At 62.6% G+C, this 25922-nt stretch carries 23 protein-coding genes; 12 read left to right on the forward strand and 11 right to left on the reverse strand.

The annotated features are described in order from the left end of the window. Positions 1-89 precede the first annotated feature (89 nt). From ACUXAC_RS13280 to ACUXAC_RS13300, 5 genes are read right to left on the reverse strand one after another with little or no spacing between them, the layout of a single operon-like run. A complete protein-coding gene (locus tag ACUXAC_RS13280; RefSeq protein WP_060423686.1) occupies positions 90-878 on the reverse strand; it encodes an ABC transporter ATP-binding protein in 789 nt (262 codons plus the stop codon). Beyond that, positions 875-1900 carry a FecCD family ABC transporter permease gene (locus ACUXAC_RS13285; protein WP_225529566.1) on the reverse strand — a complete coding sequence of 342 codons (1026 nt, stop codon included), beginning with the start codon at positions 1898-1900 and terminating at the stop codon, positions 875-877. Before ACUXAC_RS13285 ends, ACUXAC_RS13280 begins: the two co-directional genes overlap by 4 nt. A gap of 1 nt (position 1901) precedes the next feature. After that, on the reverse strand, positions 1902-2657 hold the full coding sequence (locus tag ACUXAC_RS13290) for a class I SAM-dependent methyltransferase (RefSeq protein WP_084826661.1): 756 nt from the start codon (positions 2655-2657) through the stop codon (positions 1902-1904). A 1-nt stretch (position 2658) separates the two neighbouring features. Continuing rightward, positions 2659-3654, reverse strand: coding sequence for an ABC transporter substrate-binding protein (locus tag ACUXAC_RS13295; RefSeq protein WP_225529564.1), 996 nt, complete (start codon positions 3652-3654; stop codon positions 2659-2661). 4 nt (positions 3655-3658) lie between these two features. Beyond that, a complete protein-coding gene (locus ACUXAC_RS13300; RefSeq protein ID WP_454266698.1) occupies positions 3659-5818 on the reverse strand; it encodes a TonB-dependent siderophore receptor in 2160 nt (719 codons plus the stop codon). 189 nt (positions 5819-6007) lie between these two features. On the opposite strand from ACUXAC_RS13300, the gene modE reads away from it, so the two are divergent. The 9 genes from modE (at position 6008) to gpmA (ending at position 15069) form a co-directional block, all read left to right on the forward strand. Beyond that, complete coding sequence (gene modE / locus ACUXAC_RS13305) at positions 6008-6799, forward strand: molybdenum-dependent transcriptional regulator (RefSeq protein WP_070914092.1); 792 nt, start codon at positions 6008-6010, stop codon at positions 6797-6799. 90 nt (positions 6800-6889) lie between these two features. Next, complete coding sequence (gene modF / locus ACUXAC_RS13310) at positions 6890-8377, forward strand: molybdate ABC transporter ATP-binding protein ModF (protein WP_060423726.1); 1488 nt, start codon at positions 6890-6892, stop codon at positions 8375-8377. Between the two features lie 95 nt (positions 8378-8472). Beyond that, positions 8473-9045: a cysteine hydrolase family protein gene (locus ACUXAC_RS13315; protein WP_048232961.1), complete on the forward strand. Its 573-nt coding sequence runs from the start codon at positions 8473-8475 to the stop codon at positions 9043-9045. Between the two features lie 167 nt (positions 9046-9212). Continuing rightward, a complete protein-coding gene (locus ACUXAC_RS13320) occupies positions 9213-10034 on the forward strand; it encodes a CPBP family intramembrane glutamic endopeptidase (RefSeq protein ID WP_060440498.1) in 822 nt (273 codons plus the stop codon). 284 nt (positions 10035-10318) lie between these two features. Continuing rightward, the gene (galT, locus tag ACUXAC_RS13325; protein WP_225529562.1) at positions 10319-11371 is read left to right on the forward strand and encodes a galactose-1-phosphate uridylyltransferase; all 1053 of its coding nucleotides are present in this window, start codon (positions 10319-10321) and stop codon (positions 11369-11371) included. Beyond that, positions 11368-12519, forward strand: coding sequence for a galactokinase (galK, locus tag ACUXAC_RS13330; RefSeq protein ID WP_102984123.1), 1152 nt, complete (start codon positions 11368-11370; stop codon positions 12517-12519). The genes galT and galK overlap by 4 nt, the downstream gene beginning before the upstream one ends. After that, positions 12513-13556: a galactose-1-epimerase gene (gene galM, locus ACUXAC_RS13335; RefSeq protein WP_187322110.1), complete on the forward strand. Its 1044-nt coding sequence runs from the start codon at positions 12513-12515 to the stop codon at positions 13554-13556. Before galK ends, galM begins: the two co-directional genes overlap by 7 nt. 197 nt (positions 13557-13753) lie before the next feature. After that, complete coding sequence (locus ACUXAC_RS13340) at positions 13754-14101, forward strand: PsiF family protein (RefSeq protein WP_048232954.1); 348 nt, start codon at positions 13754-13756, stop codon at positions 14099-14101. A gap of 215 nt (positions 14102-14316) precedes the next feature. Next, positions 14317-15069: a 2,3-diphosphoglycerate-dependent phosphoglycerate mutase gene (gene gpmA / locus ACUXAC_RS13345; RefSeq protein WP_004939834.1), complete on the forward strand. Its 753-nt coding sequence runs from the start codon at positions 14317-14319 to the stop codon at positions 15067-15069. A 56-nt stretch (positions 15070-15125) separates the two neighbouring features. Here gpmA and ACUXAC_RS13350 read toward each other — a convergent pair whose 3' ends face one another. The 3 genes from ACUXAC_RS13350 to aroG form a co-directional block, all read right to left on the reverse strand. Then, positions 15126-16169 (reverse strand): M48 family metallopeptidase, encoded by a 1044-nt coding sequence (locus tag ACUXAC_RS13350; protein WP_387444161.1) that lies wholly within the window; start codon positions 16167-16169, stop codon positions 15126-15128. Between the two features lie 7 nt (positions 16170-16176). Further along, entirely contained in the window at positions 16177-17367 is a 1191-nt protein-coding gene (locus ACUXAC_RS13355; protein ID WP_387444159.1) for a YjgN family protein, read from the reverse strand. A 265-nt stretch (positions 17368-17632) separates the two neighbouring features. Then, the gene (gene aroG / locus ACUXAC_RS13360; protein WP_047568857.1) at positions 17633-18685 is read right to left on the reverse strand and encodes a 3-deoxy-7-phosphoheptulonate synthase AroG; all 1053 of its coding nucleotides are present in this window, start codon (positions 18683-18685) and stop codon (positions 17633-17635) included. Between the two features lie 212 nt (positions 18686-18897). Between aroG and ACUXAC_RS13365 the strand changes: the two genes are divergently transcribed. Genes ACUXAC_RS13365 through zitB form a run of 3 tightly spaced genes read left to right on the forward strand, consistent with a single transcriptional unit; the run spans position 18898 to position 23662 of the window. Further along, positions 18898-19503, forward strand: a complete 606-nt coding sequence (locus ACUXAC_RS13365; RefSeq protein WP_060423720.1) for a response regulator — start codon at positions 18898-18900, stop codon at positions 19501-19503. Then, on the forward strand, positions 19500-22700 hold the full coding sequence (locus ACUXAC_RS13370) for an ATP-binding protein (protein ID WP_387444155.1): 3201 nt from the start codon (positions 19500-19502) through the stop codon (positions 22698-22700). The genes ACUXAC_RS13365 and ACUXAC_RS13370 overlap by 4 nt, the downstream gene beginning before the upstream one ends. Next, a complete protein-coding gene (gene zitB, locus ACUXAC_RS13375) occupies positions 22700-23662 on the forward strand; it encodes a CDF family zinc transporter ZitB (RefSeq protein WP_033637476.1) in 963 nt (320 codons plus the stop codon). Before ACUXAC_RS13370 ends, zitB begins: the two co-directional genes overlap by 1 nt. Positions 23663-23698: 36 nt before the next feature. On the opposite strand, the gene pnuC is transcribed toward zitB, so the two are convergent. From pnuC to ACUXAC_RS13390, 3 genes are all read right to left on the reverse strand, one after another. After that, the gene (gene pnuC / locus ACUXAC_RS13380; RefSeq protein WP_048232945.1) at positions 23699-24424 is read right to left on the reverse strand and encodes a nicotinamide riboside transporter PnuC; all 726 of its coding nucleotides are present in this window, start codon (positions 24422-24424) and stop codon (positions 23699-23701) included. Between the two features lie 20 nt (positions 24425-24444). Beyond that, positions 24445-25506, reverse strand: coding sequence for a quinolinate synthase NadA (gene nadA, locus ACUXAC_RS13385; RefSeq protein WP_454266699.1), 1062 nt, complete (start codon positions 25504-25506; stop codon positions 24445-24447). A gap of 146 nt (positions 25507-25652) precedes the next feature. Continuing rightward, a partial coding sequence (locus ACUXAC_RS13390) for a hypothetical protein (protein WP_454266700.1) occupies positions 25653-25922 on the reverse strand: 270 nt, incomplete at its 5' end.

The raw sequence follows: 25922 nt of genomic DNA on the forward strand, positions 1-25922 counted from the left end.
TATTCTAACCCAAAAAATCGGTAAAACCGGAGTTATTTTAGCCAGCGGGGCGAAATTGTGATCGGCTAAACGTGCCCTTTCCACCGGGCTCATGCCGGTGCGGGGTAATAGATCAGCGGCGGCGCATAGCCGGCGGGCGCCGCCAGCCGGGCCTCCACCCCGTACACCGCGCGAATGTTCTCCGGCGTCAGCGCCTGCCGCGGCGCACCCGCCGCGCAGACCCTGCCCCACTGCAGCAGCGCCACCCGATCGCAATAGCAGGCGGCCAGATTCAGATCGTGCAGCGTCACCACCACGCTGAGCTTCAGCCGCCGCAGCAAGGCCATAAATTGCTGCTGATGGGCGATATCCAGATGGTTGGCGGGCTCATCCAGCAGCAGCCACGGCGTTTGCTGCGCCAACGCGCGTGCCAGGTGCACCCGCTGCCGTTCGCCGCCGGACAGCCGCTGCCAATCGCGATCGGCCAGGTGGCTGATGCCCACTTGCTCCATCGCCTGCCCGGCGAGACGGCGATCTTCGGGGCCGAAACCGCGCCAGCGGCCGATATGGGCCAAGCGCCCCAGCAGCACCGCCTCCTTCACCGGCAGCGCGAAGGCGCCGGGGGCGGATTGCTCGAGAAAGGCGATGCGCCTGGCGCGCTCCCGCCCGGAAAACGCAGTAATTTCGCGCCCTTCCAGCCAAACGCGGCCCCCGGCGGCAGGCTGCAACCCGGCCAGCAGCTTGAGCAACGTGGATTTACCGCTGCCGTTGACGCCGAGCACGCCGGTGACCTCACCGGGCAAGGCGCAGAAATCCAGATTTTCCAGCACCGTGCGTTCGCCCGCTCGCCAGCTCACCGCTTCGGCGCGCAGGCCGGATCGCGCTTTTTCAATCGTCATGCATTGACCTTCCGATACAGCAACAGCAGGAATACCGGCACCCCCAGCAGCGCCGTCAGCACGCCGACCGGCAGCTCGCGCGGGGCAAACAGCGTTCTGGCCAGCGTGTCCGCCGCCACGGCGAACAGCGCGCCGCACAGCGCGCTGGCCGGCAACAGCAGCCGATGCCGCGAGCCGACCAGCCGCCGGGCGACATGCGGCACCGTCAGCCCGATAAATCCCACCGCGCCGCTGAACGCGACGATCGCCGCCGTCAGCGCAGTGGTCACCACATACAGCAGCAGCTTCAGCGGAGCCACCGCCACCCCCAACGAAGCGGCGGTCACGCCGCCGAACGCCAGCGCGTCCAGCTCACCCGCCCGCAGCCAACAAAGCAGCAGCGCCGCCGCCAGCGCCAGCCCGCACAGCCCGACCTGCGGCCAGCGCGCGTCGCTGAACGATCCCAGTAGCCAGAACATCACGCCGCGCGTGGCGTTGGCGTCCGCCTGCCAGAGGGTGATCAGCGAAGTCAACGCAGAAAGCAGCTGCGTCACCGCCACCCCGGCCAGAATAAACAGCGTGGACTCCCCCTGCAGCGAACGCCCGGCCAGCAGCATCACCAACGCAAATGCTCCCAGCGCGCCGAGAAACGCGCCGCCGGACACTGACAGCAGGCCGCCCCCCAGCCCCAATACCAATACCGTTACCGCCCCCACGCCGGCGCCGGAGGAGATGCCCAGCACCCAGGGATCGGCCAGCGGGTTGCGGGTCAGCGACTGCAGCACGGTGCCCGCCAACGCCAGCCCGGCGCCGGCCAGCGCCGCCAACAGCGCGCGCGGCATCCGCAGCGACCAGATGATGCGCTGATACACCTCGGCGTCGGTCGCCGCGCTGCCGCTGACGCCGAATACGATGCGCCAGGCATCGTGCCACGCGATCGGCGCAGGCCCCGACAAGGTGGCGCCCAGCAGGGCCAGCGGCAACGCCGCCGCCAGCAACAGCAGCCAGCCGGCCTCACGGCCGGGCAATAACCGCCGGATCATGCTATTTCCAGCCTGCGATCACATAGTCGTCCAACAGCTGCCACACCGTCCCCGCCTCGCTGAAACCGGCCTGCCTGAGGGCCGCGAGCTGGAAATCCACCGGCGTCGGCGGCGGCACCGGGCGGCCGGCGAACAGCGCTTCACGCTCGGCCTGATAAGCGGCCAGCGTCGGCGATTGCAGCGCGCCCGCAAACCAGCGATCCCAATCCTCGACGCCGTTGTCCCAGGCGCGCTGTTGGGTCTGCTCGTCGTGCCGCTCCGCCAACGCTTTCAGCCGCGGCTGACGCGGGTCATAGCGCTGATGATCGGCGTTCAGGAACACGCCGCCGTCGGCTAGCAGCCCGGCAACGTTGCGGTACAGCGCCAGCTGCTGCTCGGGCATCAGCCAGTGCAGCGCCGTGCTGGATACCGCCGCCTGTGGCGCGGGGCCGGACAGCGCGGCAAAACAGGCCGGATCCGCCAGATCGGCCTGCAGAATGCGGATCCGATCGCCGTACTCCGCCAGCGCACCGCGCGCCACCGCCAGCAACAGCGGATCGAGATCGATGGCGGTCACCCTGGCCTGCGGAAAGCGCTGCAAAATGCGCAGGCTCAGCGATCCCGGGCCGCAGGCCAGATCCACCACGTGAAAATCCTGGCCGGCGGCCAGCGCCAGCACCTCCAGCTGGGCGTTAAAACGCGCTTCCCGTTCGGCGATGTAGGCCGCCTGCTGGCGATCCCAGGAGTCCAGCAGCGAAGAGAATGAAACAGCAGTCATATCAAGGTTCCTTGTTGGAAAAAGTCGGCGCCTGCGGCGGCAAGGCCGCCAGGCCCCGAATCAAACGGCCCAGCGCCGCCACGGTGCGGGCGGAAGGGTCCATGTCGTAACCGGGGAGGATCACGTAGCGCCGCTGACGCACGGCGCGCAGCGTCGCGGTCAGCGGGTGATGTTCCAGAAAGGCGATTTTGTCGGCCGCGCTGTCGCCGAGGCCGCCGCGCGGCAGATCGCCAAGCACGATCGCATCCGGATCGCGGGCGGCGATAACCTCCCAGGACACCGTCGGCCACAGCTCGGGCCGATCGCCGAACAGGTTTTCGCTACCGACGCTGCGGCTCAGCAAACCTGGCGCGCCGCAGCAGCCCGCCACGTAGGGCGTTTGCGCGCCGGCATACCACCACAGCAGACGTAAATGCGGCAGCGGCGCTCGCTGCGCCTCAAACGCCCTCAGCTGCCCGCGCAGCCGCGCGACCAGCGCTTCACCGGCGCTGCTGACGTTGAAAATGCGCGCCAGCTCCCGCAGCTCGGTGAAAATGTCTTCGAACGTCAGCGCGGCGGCGATCGCGCTTTGCTGGCCGCTGCAGGCGCCGGGAGAGAGATAAGTGCCGATGCCCCATTCTGCCAGCCGCGCCCGATCGGGCGTTTCCGGGCTGTGCAGCCAGTAATAGCTAGCCGAATAGACAAAATCCGGCCGCATCAGCAGCAACGCTTCCGCCGTGGGCGGCGCCGGGCTGGTGGGCGCCTGCAATGTCTCGGCCGGCGCCGTCGGCGCGGGATCGCGCGCGCGGTCATACCCGACCACGCCGATCGCACGGCCAGCCAGCCCTAGCGCCAGCAGGTTTTCCAACGCCGGGTTGGCGTAAACCAGCACCCGCTGCGGCGGCTGCGGGTAATCGCGCGTTACCCCGCAATTTTGCAGGCTGACGGCATCGGCACGCAGCGGCGCGCTGCCGCCCAATCCCAGGGCGCACAACAGCAGGGCAAGCCAGCCTTTCACGCCGTCAGAACCTGACCGACACGAAGGTTTCATAGCTGCGCGGCGGCGCGATCAGCGCCTGGTCCGGGTAAGTACGCTGATAGGCGTACAGCTGGTTGGTGGCGTTGCGAATGCGAAAACCGACATCGACGATCGGCGTCAGTTGATAGTCTGCCGCCAGATCGAGCGTGGTGTACGCGCGCATCTTGCGCCGGTTGGCGTCGTCGTTGTAACTGCTGCCGACGTAGCGCAGCGAAGAAGCCAGCCCCAGGCGCTCCGTCGCCTGATAATGCACGCTGAGGTTGGCAGTCCAGTCCGGGATATAGGCCGGGCGATTGCCGTTATAGCTGCGCAGCGGGCTACCGCCGCGATAGTCGTCGTAGCGGGCATGCGTGTAGGCGGCGTTGCCGGCCAGCTCCCAGCGTTCGTCGGGACGCAGCACCACGCCAAGCTCGATGCCGCGCGACGTCTGCCTGCCTACCGCATTCAACGCATCCGGCCGCTGCGCGTCGGGCACAAACAGGTTGTCCTTGCGCAGTTCGTACAGCGCCAGCGTCGCCTCGCCCTTGTTCCCCCAGAACTGCCCTTTGGCGCCGGCCTCCCACTGGCGCGCTCGCGTCAGCGGCAGATCGGTCTGCGTTGGGCTGAGGAAGAACAGATCGTTGCCCGGCTCCTGGCCGGTGGTGTAGTTGGCGTAGAGCGTGAGGTTATCGGTCAATGCATAGCTGGGGCCCAGGCTCCAGGTGCTGAAAACGTAGGTGTGCGCGCGGCTCTCTTCCTGCGGCCCCTGGAAGCGCCAGTCCATGTTCATATGGTTGTAGCGCAGCTGGCCCAGCAACGCTAAACGCTCGGTCAGGCTGAAGCGATCCTCGAGAAAGGTGGCGTACTGGTTCTGGGTAACGTGGCGCACCGGCGCGCGTTGGCGGTCGGTACCCTGGGCGAACGGCTCTCGGGACGGCGCGCCAAGCGGTACGTCTTCCGAGCCGGGGAAACCGTTGGAATAATACTGAAAATGCCGCTTGCTCAGATCGAGGCCGACCAGCAACCGGTTATCAAAACCGGCGATGGCGCGGTCGAATACCAGCGAACTGCGGTTGCCGATCAGATCGTCGTCGTGCGCCAGGGCGCCGAAGGAGTCGCGGTTGACGTCGCCGGGCCGGGCCGCCGCCGCGACGCGGAAGCGCTCGACGTTGCGCCATTCGCGAAAGCCACTGTAGTAATAGAATTGGTTATGCCATTCCACTTCGGGCGTCATAAACCAGTCCAGGCTGGCCTGAAATGCGGTGGCGTTGCTCTGGATGCGGCTGTCGGTCAGGTTGTTGTAATTGATGTCGCGCAGCTCGCCGGCAATGCGCCCGTCCAGCAGCGGCGTGCCGTAGTAAGGGTTGTTGGTGCGGTTGAGCATGCGGTCCAGGCTAAGCGTCAACAGCGCATCGTCCGTCAGCTTAAACAGCAGCGAGCCGGAAACCCGCTTCTGCCGATCGCGTTCATACTGCACGTTGCTGCCGCTGTCGTTGCCGCTGACGTCCAACCGGTACGCCACCGCATCGTCCACCAGCGCGCCGCCGGCCCCCAGATGCAGACGCTGGCTGCGGTAGCTGCCGAAGCCATAATCGAGCTCGAGCGGCTGGCGGCTGAAGGTCGGCCGCCGCGAGATCAGGTTGACGCTGCCGCCCGCGGCGCTCAGGCCGTTCAAGGCCGATCCCGGCCCGCGCAGTACCTCGATGCTGTCGTAATGCGCCGGATCGCCCAGCTGCAGCGTGCTGCCGGGCATCTCCACGCCGTTATACAACCAGGCGATAGGCCGGAAACCGCGCGCGGAAAAGTTATTGGACAACGTTGGCGAAGCGACGCCGGACAGACCGGTGGCATGCTCGACGGCGGCGGCCAGCGAGCGGTCGCCCCACTGTTGGATCGCTCTTGCGCTGATGATATCGACGCTGCGCGGCGTTTCCCGAGCGGTCAGCCCGAGCTGCGAAGCGCTGCGGCTCACGGCGCTCAACGCATCGTAGCGCCCGGCGGGGGCCGCCGCCTCCACCGTGAGCTGTTCTTCGCACCCCGTGGCATTGCGGGCTTTATCGCAGTCGGCAGCGAAAGCCAGCGGCGCCGTCAGTGCGCCGCCGACCCAAGCGGCAAGGCATAAAGATTTTCTGGGCGTGACAAGACGCCGGCGTGTCGTACTCATGTGGAGCATCCCTGTGGTGAAATAAAAACCGGCCGTAAGCCGGCGTAAAGCCTTATCGTTTTTCTGTTATGTTATATTATAACAACAAAGCAATGCCAGTCTTTATTGCCCCGCGCTCCACCGCACTGCGTTTGGCGCTTTGCCGCCAAATCGGCGACAATAAGATTTTTGCCGCCGACAGGATGCGCTATGCAGGCCGAAATTCTTCTGACTCTCAAACTCCAGCAAAAGCTGTTCGCCGATCCGCGCCGCATCGCGCTGCTGAAACAGGTGCAGCACACCGGCTCCATCAGCCAGGGCGCCAAACTGGCGGGCATCAGCTATAAAAGCGCCTGGGACGCCATCAATGAAATGAACCAGCTGGCGGAACAAACGGTGGTGGAACGCGCCACCGGCGGTAAAGGCGGCGGCGGCGCGCAGCTGACGCACTATGGCCAGCGGTTGATCCAGTTGTATGACCTGCTGGGCCAGGTGCAGCAAAAAGCTTTCGACGTGTTGCAGCAGGACGATCTGCCGCTCGACAGCCTGCTGGCGGCCATCTCGCGCTTCTCGCTGCAAACCAGCGCGCGCAATCAGTTCTTCGGCACCGTCATCGAACGCGATCATCAGCAGGTGCAGCAGCACCTGGCGATTTTGTTGAACGACGGCACCACTCGCCTGATGGCGGCCGTCACCCAACAAAGCGCCGACCGGCTGCAGCTGACGCCGGGTAAAGAGGTGCTGGCGCTGATCAAGGCGCCATGGGTGCGGTTAAGCGTCGATACGGCGGAGCATACCGGCGCAGATAACGCGCTGGCGGGCGTGGTGGCCGGCATTCAGCCAGGCGCTGAACACAGCGAGGTGCTGGTGACGCTGGCGGGCGGCGAAACCCTGTGCGCCACCCTGGCGACGGCGGAGTTGCAGCGTCTGCAGCTGAGCGTCGGTGCCGCCGTACACGCCCTGTTCAACGCCGATCGCGTGATTGTCGCCACGTTGTGTTAAGCGCAACGTGACGTTGCGTTTTTGTTGATTGACATCCCCCTGCAATGCGCCTATTTCTAAGGCAAATAATTGCAAAAAAAGGAACAGGTGATGTCGTCGTTGCACATTTCGCAAGGTTCATTCCGCTTAAGCGATACCCGCACCCTGACGCTGGACGCGCTGGAAATCCAGGCCGGCGACAGCTGGGCCTTCGTCGGCGCCAACGGCAGCGGCAAATCTGCCCTGGCGCGCGCGCTGGCGGACGAACTGGTTCTGCTGAGCGGTGAACGCCGCAGCGATTTTCAGCACGCGGTGCGCATCTCCTTCGAACAGCTGCAAAAAATGGTCAGCGACGAGTGGCAACGCAACAACACCGATCTGCTCAGCGCGGACGAGGACGACACCGGCCGCACCGCGGCGGAAATCATTCAGGAAGAGGTGAAAGACGCCGCGCGCTGTGAGCGGCTGGCCGCGCAGTTCGGCATCACCGCCCTGCTGACGCGCCGCTTCAAATACCTCTCCACCGGCGAAACGCGTAAAACCCTGCTGTGCCGGGCGCTGATGCCCGAGCCTGACCTGCTGATCCTCGACGAGCCCTTCGACGGGCTGGACGTTCACTCGCGCGCGCAGCTCGCCGCATTGCTGAGCGAGCTTTCCGCCCAGGGCCAAACCGTGGTGCTGGTGCTCAACCGGTTCGACGAAATACCGGATTTTGTCCGGCAGGTGGGCGTGCTGGCGGACTGCACCCTGACCAGCCGCGGGCCGCGCCGCCAGGTGATGGCGGACGCGCTGGTGGCGCAGCTGGCGCACAGCGAAAACCTCAGTGGGCTGGCGCTGCCGGAGACCGAGGATCCGACGCAAAAGGTGACGCTGCCGGCGGATCGGCCGCTGATCGTCCTGCGCGACGGCGTGGTCAGCTATAACGATCGGCCGATCCTCAATCATCTCGACTGGCAGGTTAACCCCGGCGAACATTGGCAGATCGTCGGCCCGAACGGCGCCGGCAAATCCACGCTGCTCAGTTTGATCACCGGCGATCATCCGCAGGGCTACAGCAACGATCTGACGCTGTTCGGCCGCCGCCGTGGCAGCGGGGAAACCATCTGGGAGATCAAGCGCCATATCGGCTACGTCAGCAGCAGCCTGCATCTGGACTATCGCGTCAACACCAGCGTGCGCAACGTGGTGCTGTCGGGGTTCTTCGATTCGATCGGCATTTACCAGGCGGTCTCGGATCGTCAGCGGCAGCTGACCGAACAATGGCTGGCGCTGCTCGGGCTCGACGGCGCGCGCGGCGATGCCCCGTTCCACAGCCTTTCCTGGGGCCAACAGCGGCTGGCGCTGATCGCCCGCGCGCTGGTGAAACATCCGGCGCTGCTGATCCTCGACGAGCCGCTGCAAGGGCTGGATCCGCTCAATCGCCAGCTGGTGCGTCGCTTCATCGACGTGCTGATCGGCCAGGGCGCCACCCAGCTGCTGTTCGTCTCGCACCATGCCGAAGACGCGCCGCAGTGCATCACTCACCGCCTCAGCTTCGTGCCCGACGGCGAGGGCGGCTACGGCTACCAACGGCAACGGCTGGAGGCGGCCTCCGCCTGAAGCGCGGCGTAAACATATCCGGCAACACTTCACCGCAGCACATCACATTTGGCCTTTTATCATAGAAAGAAAGAAGGCCATTTTCTGGAGACGCCATGTCCGCTGCGTTGATTATTATCGACCTGATCGAGGATCTGATCGGGCCCAAAGGGCGCGCCAACCACTGCCGCGAACAGGTGCTGGCGACCCACCTGCTCGCCAACGTCAATGCCGCCGCGGCCTACGCCCGGGTGCGAAAAATCCCGGTGATTTGGGTGCGGGTGGGATTCGCCGACGATTATCATGATATTCCCCCCCATTCGCCGCTGTTCAACCATTTGAAACAGATAGGCGCGCTGCGGCTTAACAGCCCGGGCTGCCGCTGGATGCCCGAACTGCATCAGGAAGAAACCGATCTGCTGTTTGAAAAAACGGCGGTGAGCGCCTTCTCCGGTAACAATTTGTTAGCCTGGCTGCGGCAGCATCGGTGCCATCATCTGCTGCTGGCGGGCGTCAGCACGCCGCTCGCCATCGAGAGCACCGCGCGTCAGGCGCACGACGCCGGCTTTCAGGTGACCGTGCTGCACGACCTGTGCGCGGCCCCCACGCAGGAGATCCACCAGCAGAGCCTGGACACCCTGCAAAACCTGGCCGAAATCACCCGCTCGCAGGCCTGGATGAAAGGCTGACCCGCGTTGTCGCCGGTCGTGTGGGCCGGCATCATGCACAAATCCGTCACTGCCCCGACCTTTAGCGTCATTTGGGTGTGCTACTATCCGCTTTAGCGCTCAATTTCGCCATCATCGCACGCCGCAAAGGCGCTGAGCGCCGTGTACATATTTTAAAGGGACATATTATGTGGGGCGTACTGGCTGCTTCGTTATTTTTCTTGCCGTTTAATCGGCTGATAGCCTGGGTGATCCTGGCTGCCTCGGCGGGCATGGGGCTTTATCATGGGGTACTGACGCCGCTCAGCCTGAGTTATCTGCTGGCGATCGTAGCGTTGGCGGGGCTGCGTCACCATTTTCGCGAGCAGCGTAATCTGGCGATCGCGTTCGAAGGCTTGGTGGTCGCCGGCTGCATCGCGCTGTTCTTGCATCTGGTGCCGGGCATCCACAACCAGCTGATGATCGACGGCGACAAAGCCGGCCCGCTCAGCGCGCCGTTCACCATGTATTACAACTTCGACAAGGCGATGGTGCCCTTCCTGCTGTTCGCCTGCTTGCCCACGCTGTTCAGAACCGATAAAGCGGAAAAAAGCGTCGCCTCGGGTTCCTGGATTGCATTGATCATCAGCGTACCGGCGCTGTTGCTGCTGGCCGTGGCGCTGGGCGGTTTAAAAATCGAACTGCATGCGCCCGCCTGGATCCTGCCGTTCGTGATGGCGAACCTGTTCTTCGTCTGCATGGCCGAAGAAGCGCTGTTTCGCGGCTACCTGCAACAACGCCTCAGCCAATGGCTGGGGGCCTGGCCGGCGCTGATCGTTGCCGCCCTGGTGTTCGGCGCCGCGCATTTGGCCGGCGGCATGCTGATGGTGATCTTCGCGACGCTGGCCGGCGTGATCTACGGCCTGGCATGGATGTGGAGCGGCCGCCTGTGGGTGCCGATTCTGTTCCATTTCGGGCTTAACCTGACCCATCTGCTGTTCTTCACCTACCCGCTGTATCAGCACCCCTGACGGCTGACGCCGGCAGAGAGCCTCTCTCTGCCGGTTGACCAGGTGAAAACGCTATCACCGGCAGCTCACCGCAATCCTCTCAATCACGTAGCCAGCGGCTCACCTCCGCCCATCCGGCGCTTTTCAATGAAGTGTAAACGATTCCATTTTTCGCGTTAGATCACCTTTTTATCGCCGCGGGCATGCTATCTTTTTGCACAATGTATTCTCCCTTTTCAGCAACGGGCGTATCAAGACGGCGGCTGAAAGCGATTACACCTCGTCGACGCCAAGAAAGGAACCGTATGACGGCATTTAACCCTATCGACCATCCACATCGCCGCTACAACCCGCTGAGCGGCCAGTGGGTGCTGGTCTCACCGCACCGCGCCAAGCGCCCCTGGCAGGGCCAACAAGAGGCCGTCCCCACGGAAACGCTGCCGGCGCACGATCCCGACTGTTTCCTGTGCCCGGGCAACGCGCGCGTCACCGGCGATCGCAATCCGGATTATCGCGGCACCTACGTCTTCACCAACGATTTCGCCGCGCTGATGAGCGATACGCCGCCGGCGCCCGACAGCCAGGATCCTTTGATGCGCAGCCAGAGCGCGCGTGGCGTCAGCCGGGTGATCTGCTTCTCTCCCGATCACAGCAAGACCCTGCCCGAATTGACGCTGCCGGCGCTGGAGCAGGTGGTCGCCGCCTGGCAGGCGCAAACCGATGAGCTGGGCAGGCAGTACCCCTGGGTGCAGCTGTTCGAAAACAAAGGCGCGGCGATGGGCTGCTCCAACCCGCACCCGCACGGGCAGGTCTGGGCCAACAGTTTTCTGCCGAACGAGGCCGAGCGCGAAGATCGCCTGCAGCACGAATATTTTCGGGAACATGCCTCCCCGCTGCTGCTGGACTACGCACAGCGCGAGCTGGCCACCGGCGAACGCATCGTGGTGAACACCGAACACTGGCTGGCGGTGGTGCCCTACTGGGCCGCCTGGCCGTTTGAAACGCTGCTGCTGCCGAAAGCGGCGGTGCAGCGCATTACCGATCTCGGCGCGGCACAAAGCCAAGATCTGGCGCTGGCGCTGAAGAAGCTGACCAGCCGCTACGACAACCTGTTCCAGTGCTCCTTCCCCTATTCGATGGGATGGCACGGTGCGCCGTTCAACGGTGCCGACAATCGGCACTGGCAGCTGCACGCCCATTTCTACCCACCGCTGCTGCGTTCAGCCAGCGTGCGCAAATTTATGGTCGGTTACGAGATGCTGGCGGAAACCCAGCGCGACCTGACCGCCGAACAGGCCGCAGCGCGTCTGCGCGCCGTCAGCGATATTCATTACCGTGAAGCCGGAGCCCAAGCATGAGCCTGAAACCGCTTACCCATTCCCTGTTTACCGAACACTTCGGCTACGCGCCGGCGTTGACCATCCAGGCGCCGGGGCGGGTGAACCTGATCGGCGAGCATACCGATTACAACGACGGCTTCGTACTGCCCTGCGCCATCGATTATCAAACCGTCATCGCCTGCGCCAAGCGCGACGACCGCCAGATCCGCGTCCTCGCCGCCGATTATCAGAATCAGCAGGATCAATTCTCGCTCGACGATCCGATCGTCAGCCACCCCGATCAGCGCTGGTCCGACTATGTGCGCGGCGTGGTGAAGCACCTTCAGCGCCGCAGCGCCGACTTCGGCGGCGCGGATCTGGTGATCGCCGGTAATGTGCCGCAAGGGGCGGGGCTCAGCTCCTCCGCCGCGCTGGAAGTGGCGGTAGGCCAGGCGCTGCAGGCGCTCTATCAGCTGCCGCTGGACGGCGTCGCGCTGGCGCTGAACGGCCAGGAGGCGGAGAACCAATTCGTCGGCTGCAACTGCGGTATCATGGACCAGCTGATCTCCGCGCTCGGCCGGCGCGACAGCGCTCTGCTGATCGACTGCCGCTCGCTGGAAACCCGTGCGGTACCGATGCCGGACAACGTCGCGGTGGTGATCGTCAACTCCAATGTGCAACGCGGGCTGGTGGACAGCGAATACAACACCCGCCGCAAACAGTGCGAGGAAGCGGCGCGGTTCTTCGGCGTCAAGGCGCTGCGCGACGTCAGCCCCGAACAGTTTGAGGCGCGTCAACACCAGCTCGATCCGTTAGTGGCCAAACGCGCGCGCCATGTGATCAGCGAGAACGCCCGCACGCTGGCTGCGGCCGAGGCGCTGGCGGCCGGCGATCTGCAGCACATGGGCCGGCTGATGGCGGAGTCGCACGCCTCGATGCGCGACGACTTTGAAATCACCGTGCCGCCGATCGATAAGCTGGTCGAGATCGTCAAAGCGACGATCGGCCCACGCGGCGGCGTGCGCATGACCGGCGGCGGCTTTGGCGGCTGTATCGTCGCGCTGATGCCGCAAGATCTCGTGGAGACGGTGCGTGCCGCCGTGGCGCACGAGTATCCGCGGCAAACCGGCGGATTGCAGGAAACCTTCTATGTCTGCCAGGCTTCGCAAGGCGCCGGCCTATGCTGACGGCAACGGCGGCACTCGCCCCCGATGGTCAGCCTTATCAGCTGACGCAGCTGCAAAACGCCGGCGGCATGACGGTGACGCTGATGGACTGGGGCGCCACCTGGCTGTCCGCCGTCTTGCCGCTTAAATCCGGTGAAAGGCGCGAGCTGCTGCTCGGTTGCCGCAGCCCGGCGGACTACCAACGTCAGGGCGCCTATCTGGGCGCCACCGTCGGCCGTTACGCCAACCGCATCGCCAACGCCAGTCTGTCCATCGACGGGAAACCCCATGCGCTGGCCGCCAATCAGGGCGCCCACCAGCTGCACGGCGGCCCCGACGGCTTCCATGCCCGCCGCTGGCGCCGGGTACAGCACGATGCGCAGCAGGTCTGCTATGCGCTGCACTCGGCGGAGGGCGATCAAGGTTTCCCGGGCAATCTCGACGTGCAGGTCTGCTACCGCCTGACCCCCGATAATCGCGTGGAAATCAGCTATCTGGCGCAGGTCGATCGCCCCTGCCCGGTCAACCTGACCAACCACGCCTATTTCAATCTGGACGGTGCCGGCACCGACGCCCGCGCCCAGCGGCTGCAGCTGTTCGCCGATCGCTATCTGCCCGTCGACGCCGAGGGCATTCCCTGTGCCGGGCTGACGCCGGTGGACGGCAGCGGCATGGATTTCCGCCAGCCGAAAACGCTGCTGCAGGATTTTCTGCGCGACCGCGACCAGCAGCGGGTAAAAGGCTACGATCATGCTTTTCTGCTGCACCGCACCTGCGGCGCGCTGGAGTGCCCGGCGGCCCATTTATGGTCCGCCGACGGGCAAGTGCAGATGAGCGTGTTCACCGACGCGCCCGCACTGCAACTCTACAGCGGCAATTATCTGGCCGGCACGCCGGCGCGCGACGGCGGCAGCTATGCCAACCACGCCGGCGTGGCGCTGGAAAGCGAGTTTTTGCCGGACAGCCCGCACCATCCCGAATGGCCACAGCCGGACTGTTGGCTGCAGCCGGGGAGCCGCTACCGCAGCACCACGCATTATCAGTTTTATCCTATCTGACCCGCCACGCCCCTCGCCGCGCGGCCGGGGGCGATTTGTTATAAATGCTTACCTTTTAGCGCTATTCCCCCGCCGGCGCCCACCTTTCCTTATTCCAAAGCGCGCACTACACTCAGGCTACCGTGATAAGCACAACGCCTTGTGCAACGTCACAATTTTCGGCCGATGGCGGCCAATCAATAGCTGAAGGAACACCTATGCGTCTGATTACTGCACTTCCATTGCTGGCGGGCTTAATGCTGAGCACCAATCTGATGGCGGCCGACGCGACGACGGCGACAAAAACGCCTTCGCCGGCGCAGGCGGCCCAACAGAAACGCATGACCGATTGCAACCAACAGGCATCCACCAAATCGCTGAAAGGCGCGGATCGCTCCACCTTTATGAGCACCTGCCTGAAATCTGAAGGCGCCGCCGCGACGGGCAAAACCCTGACGCCGCAGCAGCAGAAAATGAAAACCTGCAACGCCGACGCCAAGACCAAGAATCTGAAGGGCGACGCGCGTAAAACCTTCATGAGCAGCTGCCTGAAAAAATCGGCCTGATTTGCCCCACGCCACGGCGCGCCCGAAGCGATTTCGGCGCGCCGTTTCCCCCTCGCAGCGCCAGCCTGAACGATTCAGCTTTTTCCTTTCGCCAGCCCTTACTTTGCGGCAAGAAATTGGCTATGGTTAGACACTATCGATTGCCGAGCCCCGGCCCGCGGCAATATAATGATTTTCGTTATCATTGAAATGTCAGATTATTAAGGAGTTAAGCTATGGCTGTAACTAAGCTGGTTCTGGTGCGTCACGGCGAAAGCCAGTGGAACCAAGAAAACCGCTTCACCGGTTGGTATGATGTCGATCTGTCCGACAAGGGCCGTACCGAAGCGAAAGCCGCAGGCAAGCTGTTGAAAGAAGAAGGGTTCACTTTCGACTTCGCTTACACCTCCGTACTGAAGCGCGCGATCCACACCCTGTGGAACATCCTCGACGAGCTGGATCAGGCCTGGTTGCCGACCGAAAAATCCTGGAAGCTGAACGAACGTCATTACGGCGCGCTGCAGGGTCTGAACAAAGCGGAAACCGCTGAAAAATACGGCGACGAGCAGGTGAAACAATGGCGTCGCGGCTTCGCGGTGACCCCACCTGAGCTGACCAAAGAAGACGAACGCTACCCTGGCCACGATCCGCGCTACGCCTCGCTGACCGAGCAAGAGCTGCCGCTGACCGAAAGCCTGGCGCTGACCATCGATCGCGTGATTCCTTACTGGGACGAAGAGATCCTGCCACGCATCAAGAGCGGCGAGCGCGTGATCGTTGCGGCGCACGGCAACTCGCTGCGCGCGCTGGTGAAATACCTGGATAACCTGAGCGAAGACGAAATCCTCGAGCTGAACATCCCAACCGGCGTGCCGTTGGTGTATGAGTTCGACGAGAACTTCAAGCCAACCAAACGTTACTACCTGGGTAACGCCGACGAGATCGCTGCAAAAGCGGCCGCCGTGGCAAACCAGGGTAAAGCGAAGTAATTTCGCCCGTTAACGAAAAAGCCCCCGGTGAAAACCGGGGGCTTTTTTATTACTGATTACTGTGGCGGCTGCTGCGCCATCGCCTCGTTCACCGCGTCCAGCCGTTCCTGCATCGCCGGGTGGGTGCTGAGCCAGGCCGGCAGCGCCCAGTCATCGGCCTGTTCTCGTTCAGGCGCCTGCGCCAACGCGCGGTAGATCGCTGCCATTTGCGCCAGCGAACGCCCCTGTCGCTGCATTTCCGCTATCGCGAACGCATCCGCCTCGCGCTCCATCCCGCGGGAAAACTGCATCTCATTCACGAAGGACGCAGACTGCAGCAGCGTATCGCCGATGCCGCTGACGTCACCGGTCATCCACATCAGCGTCAACGCCACCAGCGACGAACGCACCAGCATGCGCATTGGGTGGCGATGAGCGTGGTGCCCCATCTCATGCAACATGACTGCCGCCAGCCCATCGTCGTTTTTCGCCAGGGCGACCAGACTATCGCTGAGCACCAGCGTGCCGTCCGGCAACATAAAGGCGTTCGGCGCACCGGGCACCGCCATCAGCTTCAACGACAGCGGCGTACGCTCCTCACGCATTTCGGCCGGCATCACCTGCCGGAACAGCTGCTGCAACGCCCGCTGCCGCTCGGCCGGGAGTGCAGAAGGCTTGAAGCCGCTCTGGCTTAAAAACGTCTGCGTGTGTTCGCCCAGCGTCTGTTCCGCCGAGGTGGGGATGCGCATGGCGATCTCGCTGCTCGCCCACGGCAGCACGACGTAAACGTAGGCCACGACCGCCAGCAGCGTCATCAGCAGCGCCAGAGCGACGCCGCGTTTGTGGCGTTCCAGGCGATGCACCCAGCCCGGCGAACGGCGCTGATAGAACCAGCGGCGAAACGCCGCGTCGTCGTCCGGCACAAAGCGCGCGCCGTCCTTAAAGGTCAGCGTCAGCGGAATATTGCCCAGCGCCGCAGAGACGGTGATGTCCGCCAAGGGGATGTAACGTTGCTCATCCTGCCGCTGCAGCGTCACGCCCTCGCCGCTTTCGTTCACCAGCAGGCGGGCCGCCTCACGTGCGGCCCGCCCCGGCAACTGGTAGGCGCCCTCGAGGATCATTGGCGCCTCAGAAACTGCCGCCCAGGTCCAGCGCCTGCACCGCTTCTTCGGCCACCGCGCTGTTGGCGGTTTCCTGGTGCGCCGCGATGTCCGGCAACGCCAGATCGCCTTCAACCGCCGTGCACTCCGCCAGATAACGGGCGTGACGTACTTCCGCCACCGGCGCAGCAAAGCCGAGCGAGAACAGCGTGATCAGGGTATTGGTGATCAACAGCCCCATATACGGCAGGGTCTGCATGGAAGAGCGCAGTTTAACGTTGCCGTTCAGCGTCGCCTGGTTATACAGATAGTTGCGTTGGGCGACAATCTGGTAGCTGCCGGCAATCAAGGCGCCAATCAGCAACACCACCATCATCAGCAGCAGGCTGCCAATATTCTCCAACACCAGCAAATCGGCGGTTTCATCCGTCAACATACCCATCAATACCATTTGGTACAGTGACAGGATAAACGACCCCATACACACCAGTGCAGCCAACATGAACGGCAGGAAAATGAGCAGGCCGATCAAGGCAAATTTGATGAAGGCCGACTTTTTCAGCTCGGCAATAAACGGCGTGCGGCCGAAGAACAGATTATTAACGTACAGATCGTGCTGCAGCGCGCTAATAATACCATTGACGGCGGCGAATGCCGGCACGGCCAACAGCAGCGTCAACACCAGCATCAGGCCGATGGCGTTAATGCTGTCAAAGCTGCTGCCAATACTGAGCAAAATGATTAAGCCGACATAAAGCCCGATAATCAGTAATAGCGGGCAGAACAGTAGCGCCCAATAAGCGCGCCCGGTGCGGCAAACATAATTAAAACGCACGCCGCGATAGCTCGACATAATCGCATTGTAGCGCCAGCTGCGAATCACCACCCATGGCAGCAGGGCAAGCAACACCAATAAGGCCAGCAGCCCCAGCAGCGGCGCTACCGCCAGCAGGATATAAAACACGATGATACCGCCGATCACCAACAGCCGCCCTTTCAGAATTTGCAGCGGCTGCGCATGGTAATCGAAACGATCGCCGTCCAATTCCGTGTTGCCGTAAAAATAGCGGCGACGACGCACCGTCGCCCAGGCGGAATAGATGCCCAGGGTCACGATGGTCAATAATGCATTGACTAACCAAATAGCGAAGTACTCGCCGCCTTTCCCATGGAATTTAATCCGGTGCAGCCCCAGCGGCTGCGAGGTATTGCTTGTCATAATTCTTTCGTCCTGAAAGGAATAGGTCATACCACTCCCCGCTTATTTGTCATGCGGGGTTTGTGGAATAAAAAAGCGTCTTATATAAGCACAATGCCATGAGCAGTGACAATTATTCTTTTATTAAATAGGAATAATGCGAAGGAGGTCGCTTAATGATTTCATTGGCCTATTAATTGTAAGCCTTAAATGAGTGGGATATATAGAGGTGCAATGACAAGGATAAAACAAGGGCCCGGCTGTCAGGCCCTTGTCATTTTAGCGATTATCCGCGGCGCGCTTTCACCGCCGCCGCCAGATCGCGCAGCACGGTTTCGGTGTCCTGCCAGCCGATGCAGCCGTCGGTCACGCTCTTGCCGTAAACCAGCGGTTCGCCGCTTTCAAGGTTCTGGTTGCCTTCCACCAGATGGCTTTCGATCATCACGCCGATGATCGCTTTTTCACCGCCGCTAATCTGCCCGCAAACGTCAGCGCTCACGTCCATCTGCTTTTTGAACTGTTTGCTGCTGTTGGCATGGCTGAAATCGATCATCACCTGCGCCGGCAGCCCGGCTTTGCTCAGGCCGGCTTTGACGTCCTTCACGTGCGCCGCGCTGTAGTTCGGCTCTTTGCCGCCGCGCAGAATAATGTGACAGTCGCCGTTGCCGCTGGTGTTAACGATAGCCGAGTGGCCCCACTTGGTTACCGACAGGAAACAGTGCGGCGCGCCGGCGGCGTTGATGGCGTCGATCGCCACCTTGATGGTGCCGTCGGTGCCGTTCTTGAAGCCGACCGGGCATGAGAGGCCGGAGGCCAGCTCGCGGTGCACCTGCGATTCCGTGGTGCGCGCGCCGATGGCGCCCCAGCTCATCAGATCCGCCAGGTACTGCGGCGTGATCATGTCGAGGAATTCGCCCGCGGCCGGCAGGCCGCTGTCGTTGATCTCCACCAGCAGCTTGCGCGCCAGGCGCAGACCGTCGTTGATGTTGAAGCTGTTGTCCATCTGCGGATCGTTGATCAGGCCTTTCCAGCCCACGGTGGTGCGCGGTTTTTCGAAGTATACACGCATGACCACTTCCAGCTCGCCCTTCAGTTCTTCACGCAGCGCCAGCAGGCGCCCCGCGTACTCTTTGGCGGCTTGGGTATCGTGGATAGAGCAAGGGCCAATCACCACCAGCAGGCGATCGTCGCTGCCGCGGAGGATATTGTGAATTGCGCTGCGGGCCTGGGACACCGTCTTTGCTGCGCGTTCAGTGGCCGGGAATTTCTCCAGCAAAGCCACCGGCGGCAGGAGTTCCTTAATATCATTAATGCGTAAATCGTCGTTTTGGTAATTCATAGCTTTTCCATTCGGTATCGAGGGGTATTTCGCAGTGCGTAACGGTGTAGATCCCAACAATCTAGCCTGTGGGAATGGCGCTGTAAATCACCTTTGCCCCCCTCCGCTGGAACCGCCAAATTAACAGCAGATTGTGCTGTTTCATCAGGGGAGCGCAGAGCCTCCTTTTTCGCTATGCTAGCGATCGGAATATAAAGCGACCCGAGTTGAACATGCCCTCTCTGTTATTAGTTGATGACCACCCGGTGGTTCATGTCGCACTGGAAGCGGCGCTAATGAAATCATCCCGCTCCTACCGCCTGCAGGCGGCGCAGGACGACGTCCAGGCGCTGGCCCTGCTGGCCGAGGCCGCTTTCGGCCTGGTGATCCTGGATATCGGCCTGCCGCAGGTCGACGGGCTGCAGCTGTTGAAAAAAATCCGCCGCCGCTACCCGCAGCAGCCGATCCTGATCTATACCGCGCAGGAGGCCGAGGTCTATGCGCGCATGGCCCATGCCGCCGGAGCCAACGGTTTCGTCAATAAAGGCAGCTCGTTGGCAGAGTTGGTACAGGCGATTGAGCAGGTGCTGGACGGTGAAACCCACTTCCCCGCCGCCGCGCTGGCCGAAGAAGCGCCGACGGCGGACGGTGGGCTGCTCACTCCCAAAGAGCTCGAAGTGCTGGGCTTGCTGAGCCAGGGGCTGTCCAACCTGCAGATCGCCGATCGGCTGCACATCAGCAACAAGACCGTCAGCACGCACAAGAAGAACATCCAGCGCAAAACCGGCGCCGGCAACCTGCTGGAGCTGGTGGCGGTGTTTAAAGAGCTGGCGCCATGATGCGCCGCGCGCTGCTGCTGCTGATCCTGTGGTGCGGTCTGGCGCAGGCGGCGGAGCCGGTGCGCTATCAGCTGGTCAGCAATCTGAATACCCCCGAGAACATGCTGATCGTCGGCGAGAAAAATCCCTGGCGCGACCGAACGCTGCGCATCGGCATCATCAGTGAGAACACCAGCCCGTACAACATCATCGTGGACGACGATCTGTACGGGCTGAACGCCGACTACCTCGGCTATATCCAGCAGGTAACCGGCATTCGCTTCGCCATTTACGGCTTTGCCGATCTGACCCAGCTGGAGCAGGCGCTGCACGATGGCAAGGTCGACCTGCTGTACGGCATCCCGCAGAGTGAGGCGCTGCACGGCCTGGCGATCTCTCAGCCCTATTACGTCAGCAACCTGCGCGTATTGCGCGATCGCAGCAACGATCGGCCGGTGATGCTCAATTCCGCCAACGCCCGCGTTGCGATCGGCGCGCTGACCGACATGCAGTCCGGCGGTGCTCTGCAGGCCGTGGCGTCGCAGATCCAGCGCTACGACAACAATCTGCAGGCGGTCTACTCGCTGCTCAACGGCAGCAGCGACTACTTTATCGCCGACGAGGCCAGCGCCAGCTTTATCATCGACCAGCTGCAGCTCGGCCAGCTCTATCAGATTGAAAGCAACGAGAACCTGGGCAACCTGTCCTTCGTGTTCGCCGCCGCCGACTCACGGCTGATAGACACGCTGGACACCGCCATCGCCGACGCGCCGATGGAGCTGATGAACGCCCTGCAGAGCCGCTGGAGCAAAAAGATCCCCAGCTACCTCGACACCGGCAATGCCGACCTGACGACGATGGAGAAGAATTGGGTGGCGAGCCACCGCGTGGTGTACTACGCCGCCATCGAGAACAACTTCCCGTTCGCCTACCGCGGCTCAGACGGCCAACCGCGCGGCTACGCCATCGACATTCTCAACATCATCGCGCAAAACACCGGGCTGCGTTTCGCACCGCTGTGGGCGCGCAACGCAGAGCAGGCCGATCAGCTGGTGCAGGCCGGCCAGGCCAGCTTCCGCGCCGCCCTGCCGCTGGCGCGCGGCGTCAAGGCGCGCTACGGCGCCAGCATGCCGATCCACCGCTCGCTGTGGGGCGTTTACGTCGGCCAGCACGCCGACGGAATTTCCACCTGGAACGATTTGGCCGGCAAGCGCATCGGCGTGCTGCAGGGCGATTTGGCGCAGGGGCTGGTGCCGGAACAGGAGCAGACCGTCAGCTTCGCCGACAGCAAGTCGATGTACGACGCGCTGGCCAACGGCCAGTTGGATGCGCTGGTGGATAACGTCATCTCCGCCAACTTTTTGGCGCTGTCGCGCTATTCCGGCGCCATCAAGCTGGCCTTTGCCGCCAACAACATCCCCTACCCGGTGGCCTTCGGCGTGCGCCGCGATCAACCTCTTCTGTTGGCGATCCTCGATAAGAATCTGATGCAGATCCCGGCGGACACCCTGCAATCGCTGCGCGACGAGTGGATCGTCGACCGCAGCAACCTGATCGACGCGGTGAATGACAACCGCATGCCGCCGCAGACCACCTGGTTGCTGGCACTGCTGGCCGCCGCCACCGTGCTGCTGCTGGCGCTAACGCTGCGCCGTTTCATGCTGCAGCGCCGTGAAAAACGCGAACGCGAAGAACTCGAGCACGCGCGCCGCCGCGCCGAGGCGGAAAACCGCATGAAGAGCAAATTCCTCGCCACCGTCAGCCACGAGCTGCGCACGCCGATGCACGCCATCCTCGGCCTGCTGGAGCTGGAGCTCAAACGCCAACCCGCGCCGGAAGGCCTGCCGGTGATATACAGCTCGGCCTCTTCGCTGCTCAACCTGCTCAACGACCTGCAGGATCACGCCCGGCTGGAAACCGGTTCGCTGACGCTGGCGCCGAAACCGGTGGCGCTGCGCCCCTGGGTAGCGCGCATCGACGCCCTTTACCGGCCGCTGATCGGCGAACGCCCGTTGACGCTGAGCGTGCTGGCGGATCCGGCGCTGCCTGAGGCGGTGATTATTGATGGTGAGCGTTTACTTCAAGTGGCTAACAACCTGATAAACAACGCGATAAAGTTTACACCGCGCGGCACTATTCAGGTCGAGATCGGCTGGCGCGCGCAAGATGAGCGGCAGGGGGAATTGCGATTAACGGTGAACGACAGCGGCTGCGGCATCGCCGCCGATGAGATAGGCAAGCTGTTCCAACCGTTTTACCGCGCGCGCGGCGCGCAACGCATCTCGGTGCAGGGCACCGGTTTGGGACTGTCTATCTGCAAAGAGATCGTCGAACAGATGGGCGGCCGCATCGAGCTGCACTCGCAGCCGGGCGTCGGCACCCGCGTCGAGGTCGCGATACCGGTCGAGCTGAGCGGTGCGGCGCCGGCTGTCGCCCAGGAGGAGCACACCTATCCTCTGCCGTCTTCCGCCTTGCGTACCGCGCTGATCGACGATCACCCCACCAATTTGTTGCTGCTGGAACGCCAGCTGCGCCACTTCGGGCTGCAACCCGCCCGCTTTGAACAAGGCTATGCGCTGTTGAAGGCCCAGCGCCGGCAACCGTTCGATCTGCTGTTTATCGACTATAACATGCCGCGCCCGGACGGGCTGACGCTGGCCAGGCTGATCCGCCGCGACGAACAGCGGCTGCAACGCCCGCCTTGCCGCATCGTGCTTTGCTCGGCAGACGTGCAGGAGTTTACCCGCATCCCGCCGGGGCTGGTGGCGATCGACCACTTCCTGACCAAACCGATTTCACTGGCGGCGATCGGCCAGGTATTGGCTCAGCAACCGCAGGCTCAGGAAGAAAAGTCAGTCCTTACTGACCTGCGACAAACGCTGGCCGAAATGGCAGGTGGCGATCGCGCCATGCTGCAGCGGCTGGCGCAGACGCTCGGCGATACGCTGCGCCAAGACCGGCAGCGGCTCGCGGACGCCGTCGCCGCGAGCGACTGGCCGCGCCTGGAGCAGGCGGCGCACCGCATCAAGGGCAGCCTGCTGATGCTGCAGCTGCCGGAAGCCGCGCAGCTGTGCCAGCAGCTGGTGGATACCGCACGTCGGGGCGAGCTTGCCGCCGCCGCTTATACTAAATTAAAGGCGTTAGTGGCGCAGATAGAACCGGAGCTGGACGCTCTGCTCGCCGCCGCCCCCTCTTTCGCTATGCATAAGGATGAATAATGTCGGACACTCCACACGTACACCTGCCGAAAGACAGTAATAGTAAACGCCTACTGACCGCTTTTTTAGTCACCGCCGTCTTTATGGTGGCCGAGGTGGTCGGTGGCCTGTTGTCCGGCTCGCTGGCGCTGTTGGCCGACGCCGGCCATATGTTGACCGATGCCGCCGCGCTACTGGTGGCGTTGATGGCGGTGCACTTCTCCCAGCGCAAGCCCAACGCGCGCCACACCTTCGGCTATCTGCGCCTCACCACCCTGGCGGCCTTCCTCAACGCTGCAGCGCTGCTGGTGATCGTGGTATTCATCCTGTGGGAGGCGATACGGCGTTTCTTCGAACCGCAGCCGGTGATGGGTACCCCGATGCTGATCATCGCCGTAGCGGGGCTGCTGGCGAACCTGTTCGCCTTCTGGTTGCTGCATCGCGGCAGCGAAGAGAAAAATATCAACGTGCGCGCCGCCGCGCTGCATGTGTTGGGCGACCTGCTCGGTTCGGTGGGCGCCATCGTCGCCGCCATCGTCATTCTTGCCACCGGCTGGACGCCAATTGACCCGATCCTGTCGGTGCTGGTCTCCTGTCTGGTGCTGCGCAGTGCCTGGCGGCTGCTGAAGGAGAGTTTCCACGAGCTGTTGGAAGGCACGCCGCAGGAGGTCGATATCGCCAAGCTGCAAAAAGACCTGTGCCTGAATATCCCGGAAGTGCGCAACATCCATCACGTGCATGTCTGGCAGATCGGCGAACAGAAGCTGATGACGCTGCATGCGCAGGTGATCCCGCCGCATGACCACGATGGGCTGTTGCAACGCATTCAGGCTTATCTGTTGGAACACTACAAGATTGGCCACGTGACCATTCAGATGGAGTACCGGCACTGCGAGACACCGGACTGCGGTATCAACCGGGCGCCGGAGCCGAGTGAACACTCACATGCCGAAGCGCACTCCCATCTGGGACATCGTCACTAAGCCAAGAGGGCGCCACCACGGCGCCCTCTGCTGTTGCTACGGTGCGGACGAGAGCGGGTTGGAACGGTTACGCCCGGCGCTCTTGATCCACAGCCAGGAGCCGTTCAGGGCGATCAGCGTCAGAATGACATACTCCAGCGCCATCGCGTACACCCCCTGGTAAGCGAAGATCGCCACGCTGATGACGTCGATAACCACCCACAGCAGCCAGTTTTCCACGTACTTGCGCGTCATCAGGATCATCGCCACGATGGAGAGCACCATCATCGCCGAATCCCAGAACGGGAACGCGTCCGGCTGCAGTTCAGGCATCTGCACGTTCAGCCCCAGCCCTTGCATCACCGCTACCGCGATCTGCGTCAGCCAGGCGAACACGCGGTCGATGTTAAAGGTCATCAGGCCAATGCCGATGACGCAAACCGCCGCCCAGGCCAACGCTTTCGGCAACGGCAGCCAGCGGATCTGCAGCTCAGCCTGATTATCCTGGGTTTGGCGGCTCCAGGCATACCAACCGTAAATGTTGGCGCCGAAAAAGAACAGCTGCAACAGCAGGCTGGCGTACAGCTGGATCTGGAAGAAAATTACCGCGAACAGCGTGACGTTGATCAGGCCGAACAGGTAGTTGATGATTTTTTCCTTGCTGGCGTACCAGATGCACAGCAACCCGAACAGCGTGCCGATGGCTTCGATCCACGACAGATCGTAACCGCCCGCACCAAGCGGAATGTGCACCAGAATATTGCTGGTACTGAAGAAGCTCATGAAGTCATCCTTTTAAACGGTTAAGCGTTGCCTTTAACCTGCATCCTAAGCTGAGCGGCGAAATCCAGCATGCGGTTCAGCGGCACCAGCGCCTTCTCACGCAGCGCGGCGTCCACGTGGATCTCATGCTGCGCGCCCCCCTGCTCCAGCCCTTCGGCAATCGCCTTCAGGCCATTCATCGCCATCCACGGGCAATGCGCGCAGCTGCGACAGGTCGCCCCTTCTCCGGCGGTCGGCGCTTCGAACAGCTCCTTGTCCGGGCAGGCCTGCTGCATCTTGTAAAAGATACCGCGATCGGTGGCGACGATCAGCTGTTGATGCGGCAATGTTTTCGCCGCCTGAATCAGTTGGCTGGTCGATCCCACCGCATCCGCCAACTCAACCACCGCCTGTGGCGATTCGGGATGCACCAGGATGGCCACCTGCGGATAAAGCGCCTTCATGCGCCGCAGCGCCTGAGTCTTGAACTCGTCATGGACAATGCAGGCGCCTTGCCAGCACAGCACGTCGGCGCCGGTCTGCTTCTGCACGTAGCTGCCGAGATGGCGATCCGGCGCCCAGATGATCTTCTCGCCCAGGCTGTCCAGGTGCTCGATCAGCTCAACGGCGATGCTGGAAGTGACCACCCAGTCGGCGCGCGCTTTGACCGCCGCCGAGGTGTTCGCATAGACCACCACGGTACGATCGGGGTGGCTGTCGCAAAACGCATGAAACTCCTCTTCCGGGCAGCCCAGATCCAGCGAACATTCGGCAAACAGCGTCGGCATCAGCACCTGCTTTTCCGGGCTGAGGATCTTGGCGGTTTCCCCCATGAAGCGCACGCCGGCCACCAACAGCGTGGAGGCCGGATGGGCGCTGCCGAAGCGCGCCATTTCCAGCGAATCCGCCACGCAGCCGCCGGTTTCTTCCGCCAACGCCTGGATTTCCGGATCGGTATAATAGTGGGCGACCATCACCGCATTGCGCTGCTTGAGCAGGGTTTTGATCTTTTCGCGATAAAAGGCTTTTTCGGCTACGTCCAGCGGAACCGGTTTAGGCGGGAAGGGATACACCGCCGCATTGATATCAAACATTTCACTCATCGCTGCAATCTCATGCTAGGCTGGGCGCCTGCCGCGTGAATATCGCCTGCCGCAACGCCCTTGGTTTTTTATACTAAACAAAATACCTAAAACTGCGCGAAAAGTCCGCTGATATTTTCATATTTGCGCACCTATTGTTTAATGGATTAAAAAACACAGACAGTGGCTGCACAGCTCACAGCGGAAAATGGCCTGACGAGACCGTATAGCCATTCAGAGAACAGCGTGATGACCGGTGCGGTGTTGAAACGAGAAAGCACGAATGTAGCTGACGGTGCTGCAGATGCGAAAAAAGCGCCAAAAGGCGCTTTTCTCTGAATGGGTGGGTCGTGCAGGATTGATTCGGCCTGTGGCCTCACCCTGCGGGCAACGCTGCGCGTTGTCGTATCGCTGCGCGATGCTCGAACCTGAACGCA

Source organism: Serratia sp. 121840015-1 (assembly GCF_053627655.1).

What these genes read in the sequence shown, in the direction of transcription:
- ACUXAC_RS13280 (WP_060423686.1), bottom strand. Translation starts at nt 878, where the DNA reads ATGACGATTGAAAAAGCGCGATCCGGCCTGCGCGCCGAAGCGGTGAGC.
- ACUXAC_RS13285 (WP_225529566.1), bottom strand. Translation starts at nt 1,900, where the DNA reads ATGATCCGGCGGTTATTGCCCGGCCGTGAGGCCGGCTGGCTGCTGTTG.
- ACUXAC_RS13290 (WP_084826661.1), bottom strand. Translation starts at nt 2,657, where the DNA reads ATGACTGCTGTTTCATTCTCTTCGCTGCTGGACTCCTGGGATCGCCAG.
- ACUXAC_RS13300 (WP_454266698.1), bottom strand. Translation starts at nt 5,818, where the DNA reads ATGAGTACGACACGCCGGCGTCTTGTCACGCCCAGAAAATCTTTATGC.
- modE (WP_070914092.1), top strand. Translation starts at nt 6,008, where the DNA reads ATGCAGGCCGAAATTCTTCTGACTCTCAAACTCCAGCAAAAGCTGTTC.
- modF (WP_060423726.1), top strand. Translation starts at nt 6,890, where the DNA reads ATGTCGTCGTTGCACATTTCGCAAGGTTCATTCCGCTTAAGCGATACC.
- ACUXAC_RS13315 (WP_048232961.1), top strand. Translation starts at nt 8,473, where the DNA reads ATGTCCGCTGCGTTGATTATTATCGACCTGATCGAGGATCTGATCGGG.
- ACUXAC_RS13320 (WP_060440498.1), top strand. Translation starts at nt 9,213, where the DNA reads ATGTGGGGCGTACTGGCTGCTTCGTTATTTTTCTTGCCGTTTAATCGG.
- galT (WP_225529562.1), top strand. Translation starts at nt 10,319, where the DNA reads ATGACGGCATTTAACCCTATCGACCATCCACATCGCCGCTACAACCCG.
- galK (WP_102984123.1), top strand. Translation starts at nt 11,368, where the DNA reads ATGAGCCTGAAACCGCTTACCCATTCCCTGTTTACCGAACACTTCGGC.
- galM (WP_187322110.1), top strand. Translation starts at nt 12,513, where the DNA reads ATGCTGACGGCAACGGCGGCACTCGCCCCCGATGGTCAGCCTTATCAG.
- ACUXAC_RS13340 (WP_048232954.1), top strand. Translation starts at nt 13,754, where the DNA reads ATGCGTCTGATTACTGCACTTCCATTGCTGGCGGGCTTAATGCTGAGC.
- gpmA (WP_004939834.1), top strand. Translation starts at nt 14,317, where the DNA reads ATGGCTGTAACTAAGCTGGTTCTGGTGCGTCACGGCGAAAGCCAGTGG.
- ACUXAC_RS13350 (WP_387444161.1), bottom strand. Translation starts at nt 16,169, where the DNA reads ATGATCCTCGAGGGCGCCTACCAGTTGCCGGGGCGGGCCGCACGTGAG.
- ACUXAC_RS13355 (WP_387444159.1), bottom strand. Translation starts at nt 17,367, where the DNA reads ATGACAAGCAATACCTCGCAGCCGCTGGGGCTGCACCGGATTAAATTC.
- aroG (WP_047568857.1), bottom strand. Translation starts at nt 18,685, where the DNA reads ATGAATTACCAAAACGACGATTTACGCATTAATGATATTAAGGAACTC.
- ACUXAC_RS13365 (WP_060423720.1), top strand. Translation starts at nt 18,898, where the DNA reads ATGCCCTCTCTGTTATTAGTTGATGACCACCCGGTGGTTCATGTCGCA.
- ACUXAC_RS13370 (WP_387444155.1), top strand. Translation starts at nt 19,500, where the DNA reads ATGATGCGCCGCGCGCTGCTGCTGCTGATCCTGTGGTGCGGTCTGGCG.
- zitB (WP_033637476.1), top strand. Translation starts at nt 22,700, where the DNA reads ATGTCGGACACTCCACACGTACACCTGCCGAAAGACAGTAATAGTAAA.
- pnuC (WP_048232945.1), bottom strand. Translation starts at nt 24,424, where the DNA reads ATGAGCTTCTTCAGTACCAGCAATATTCTGGTGCACATTCCGCTTGGT.
- nadA (WP_454266699.1), bottom strand. Translation starts at nt 25,506, where the DNA reads ATGAGTGAAATGTTTGATATCAATGCGGCGGTGTATCCCTTCCCGCCT.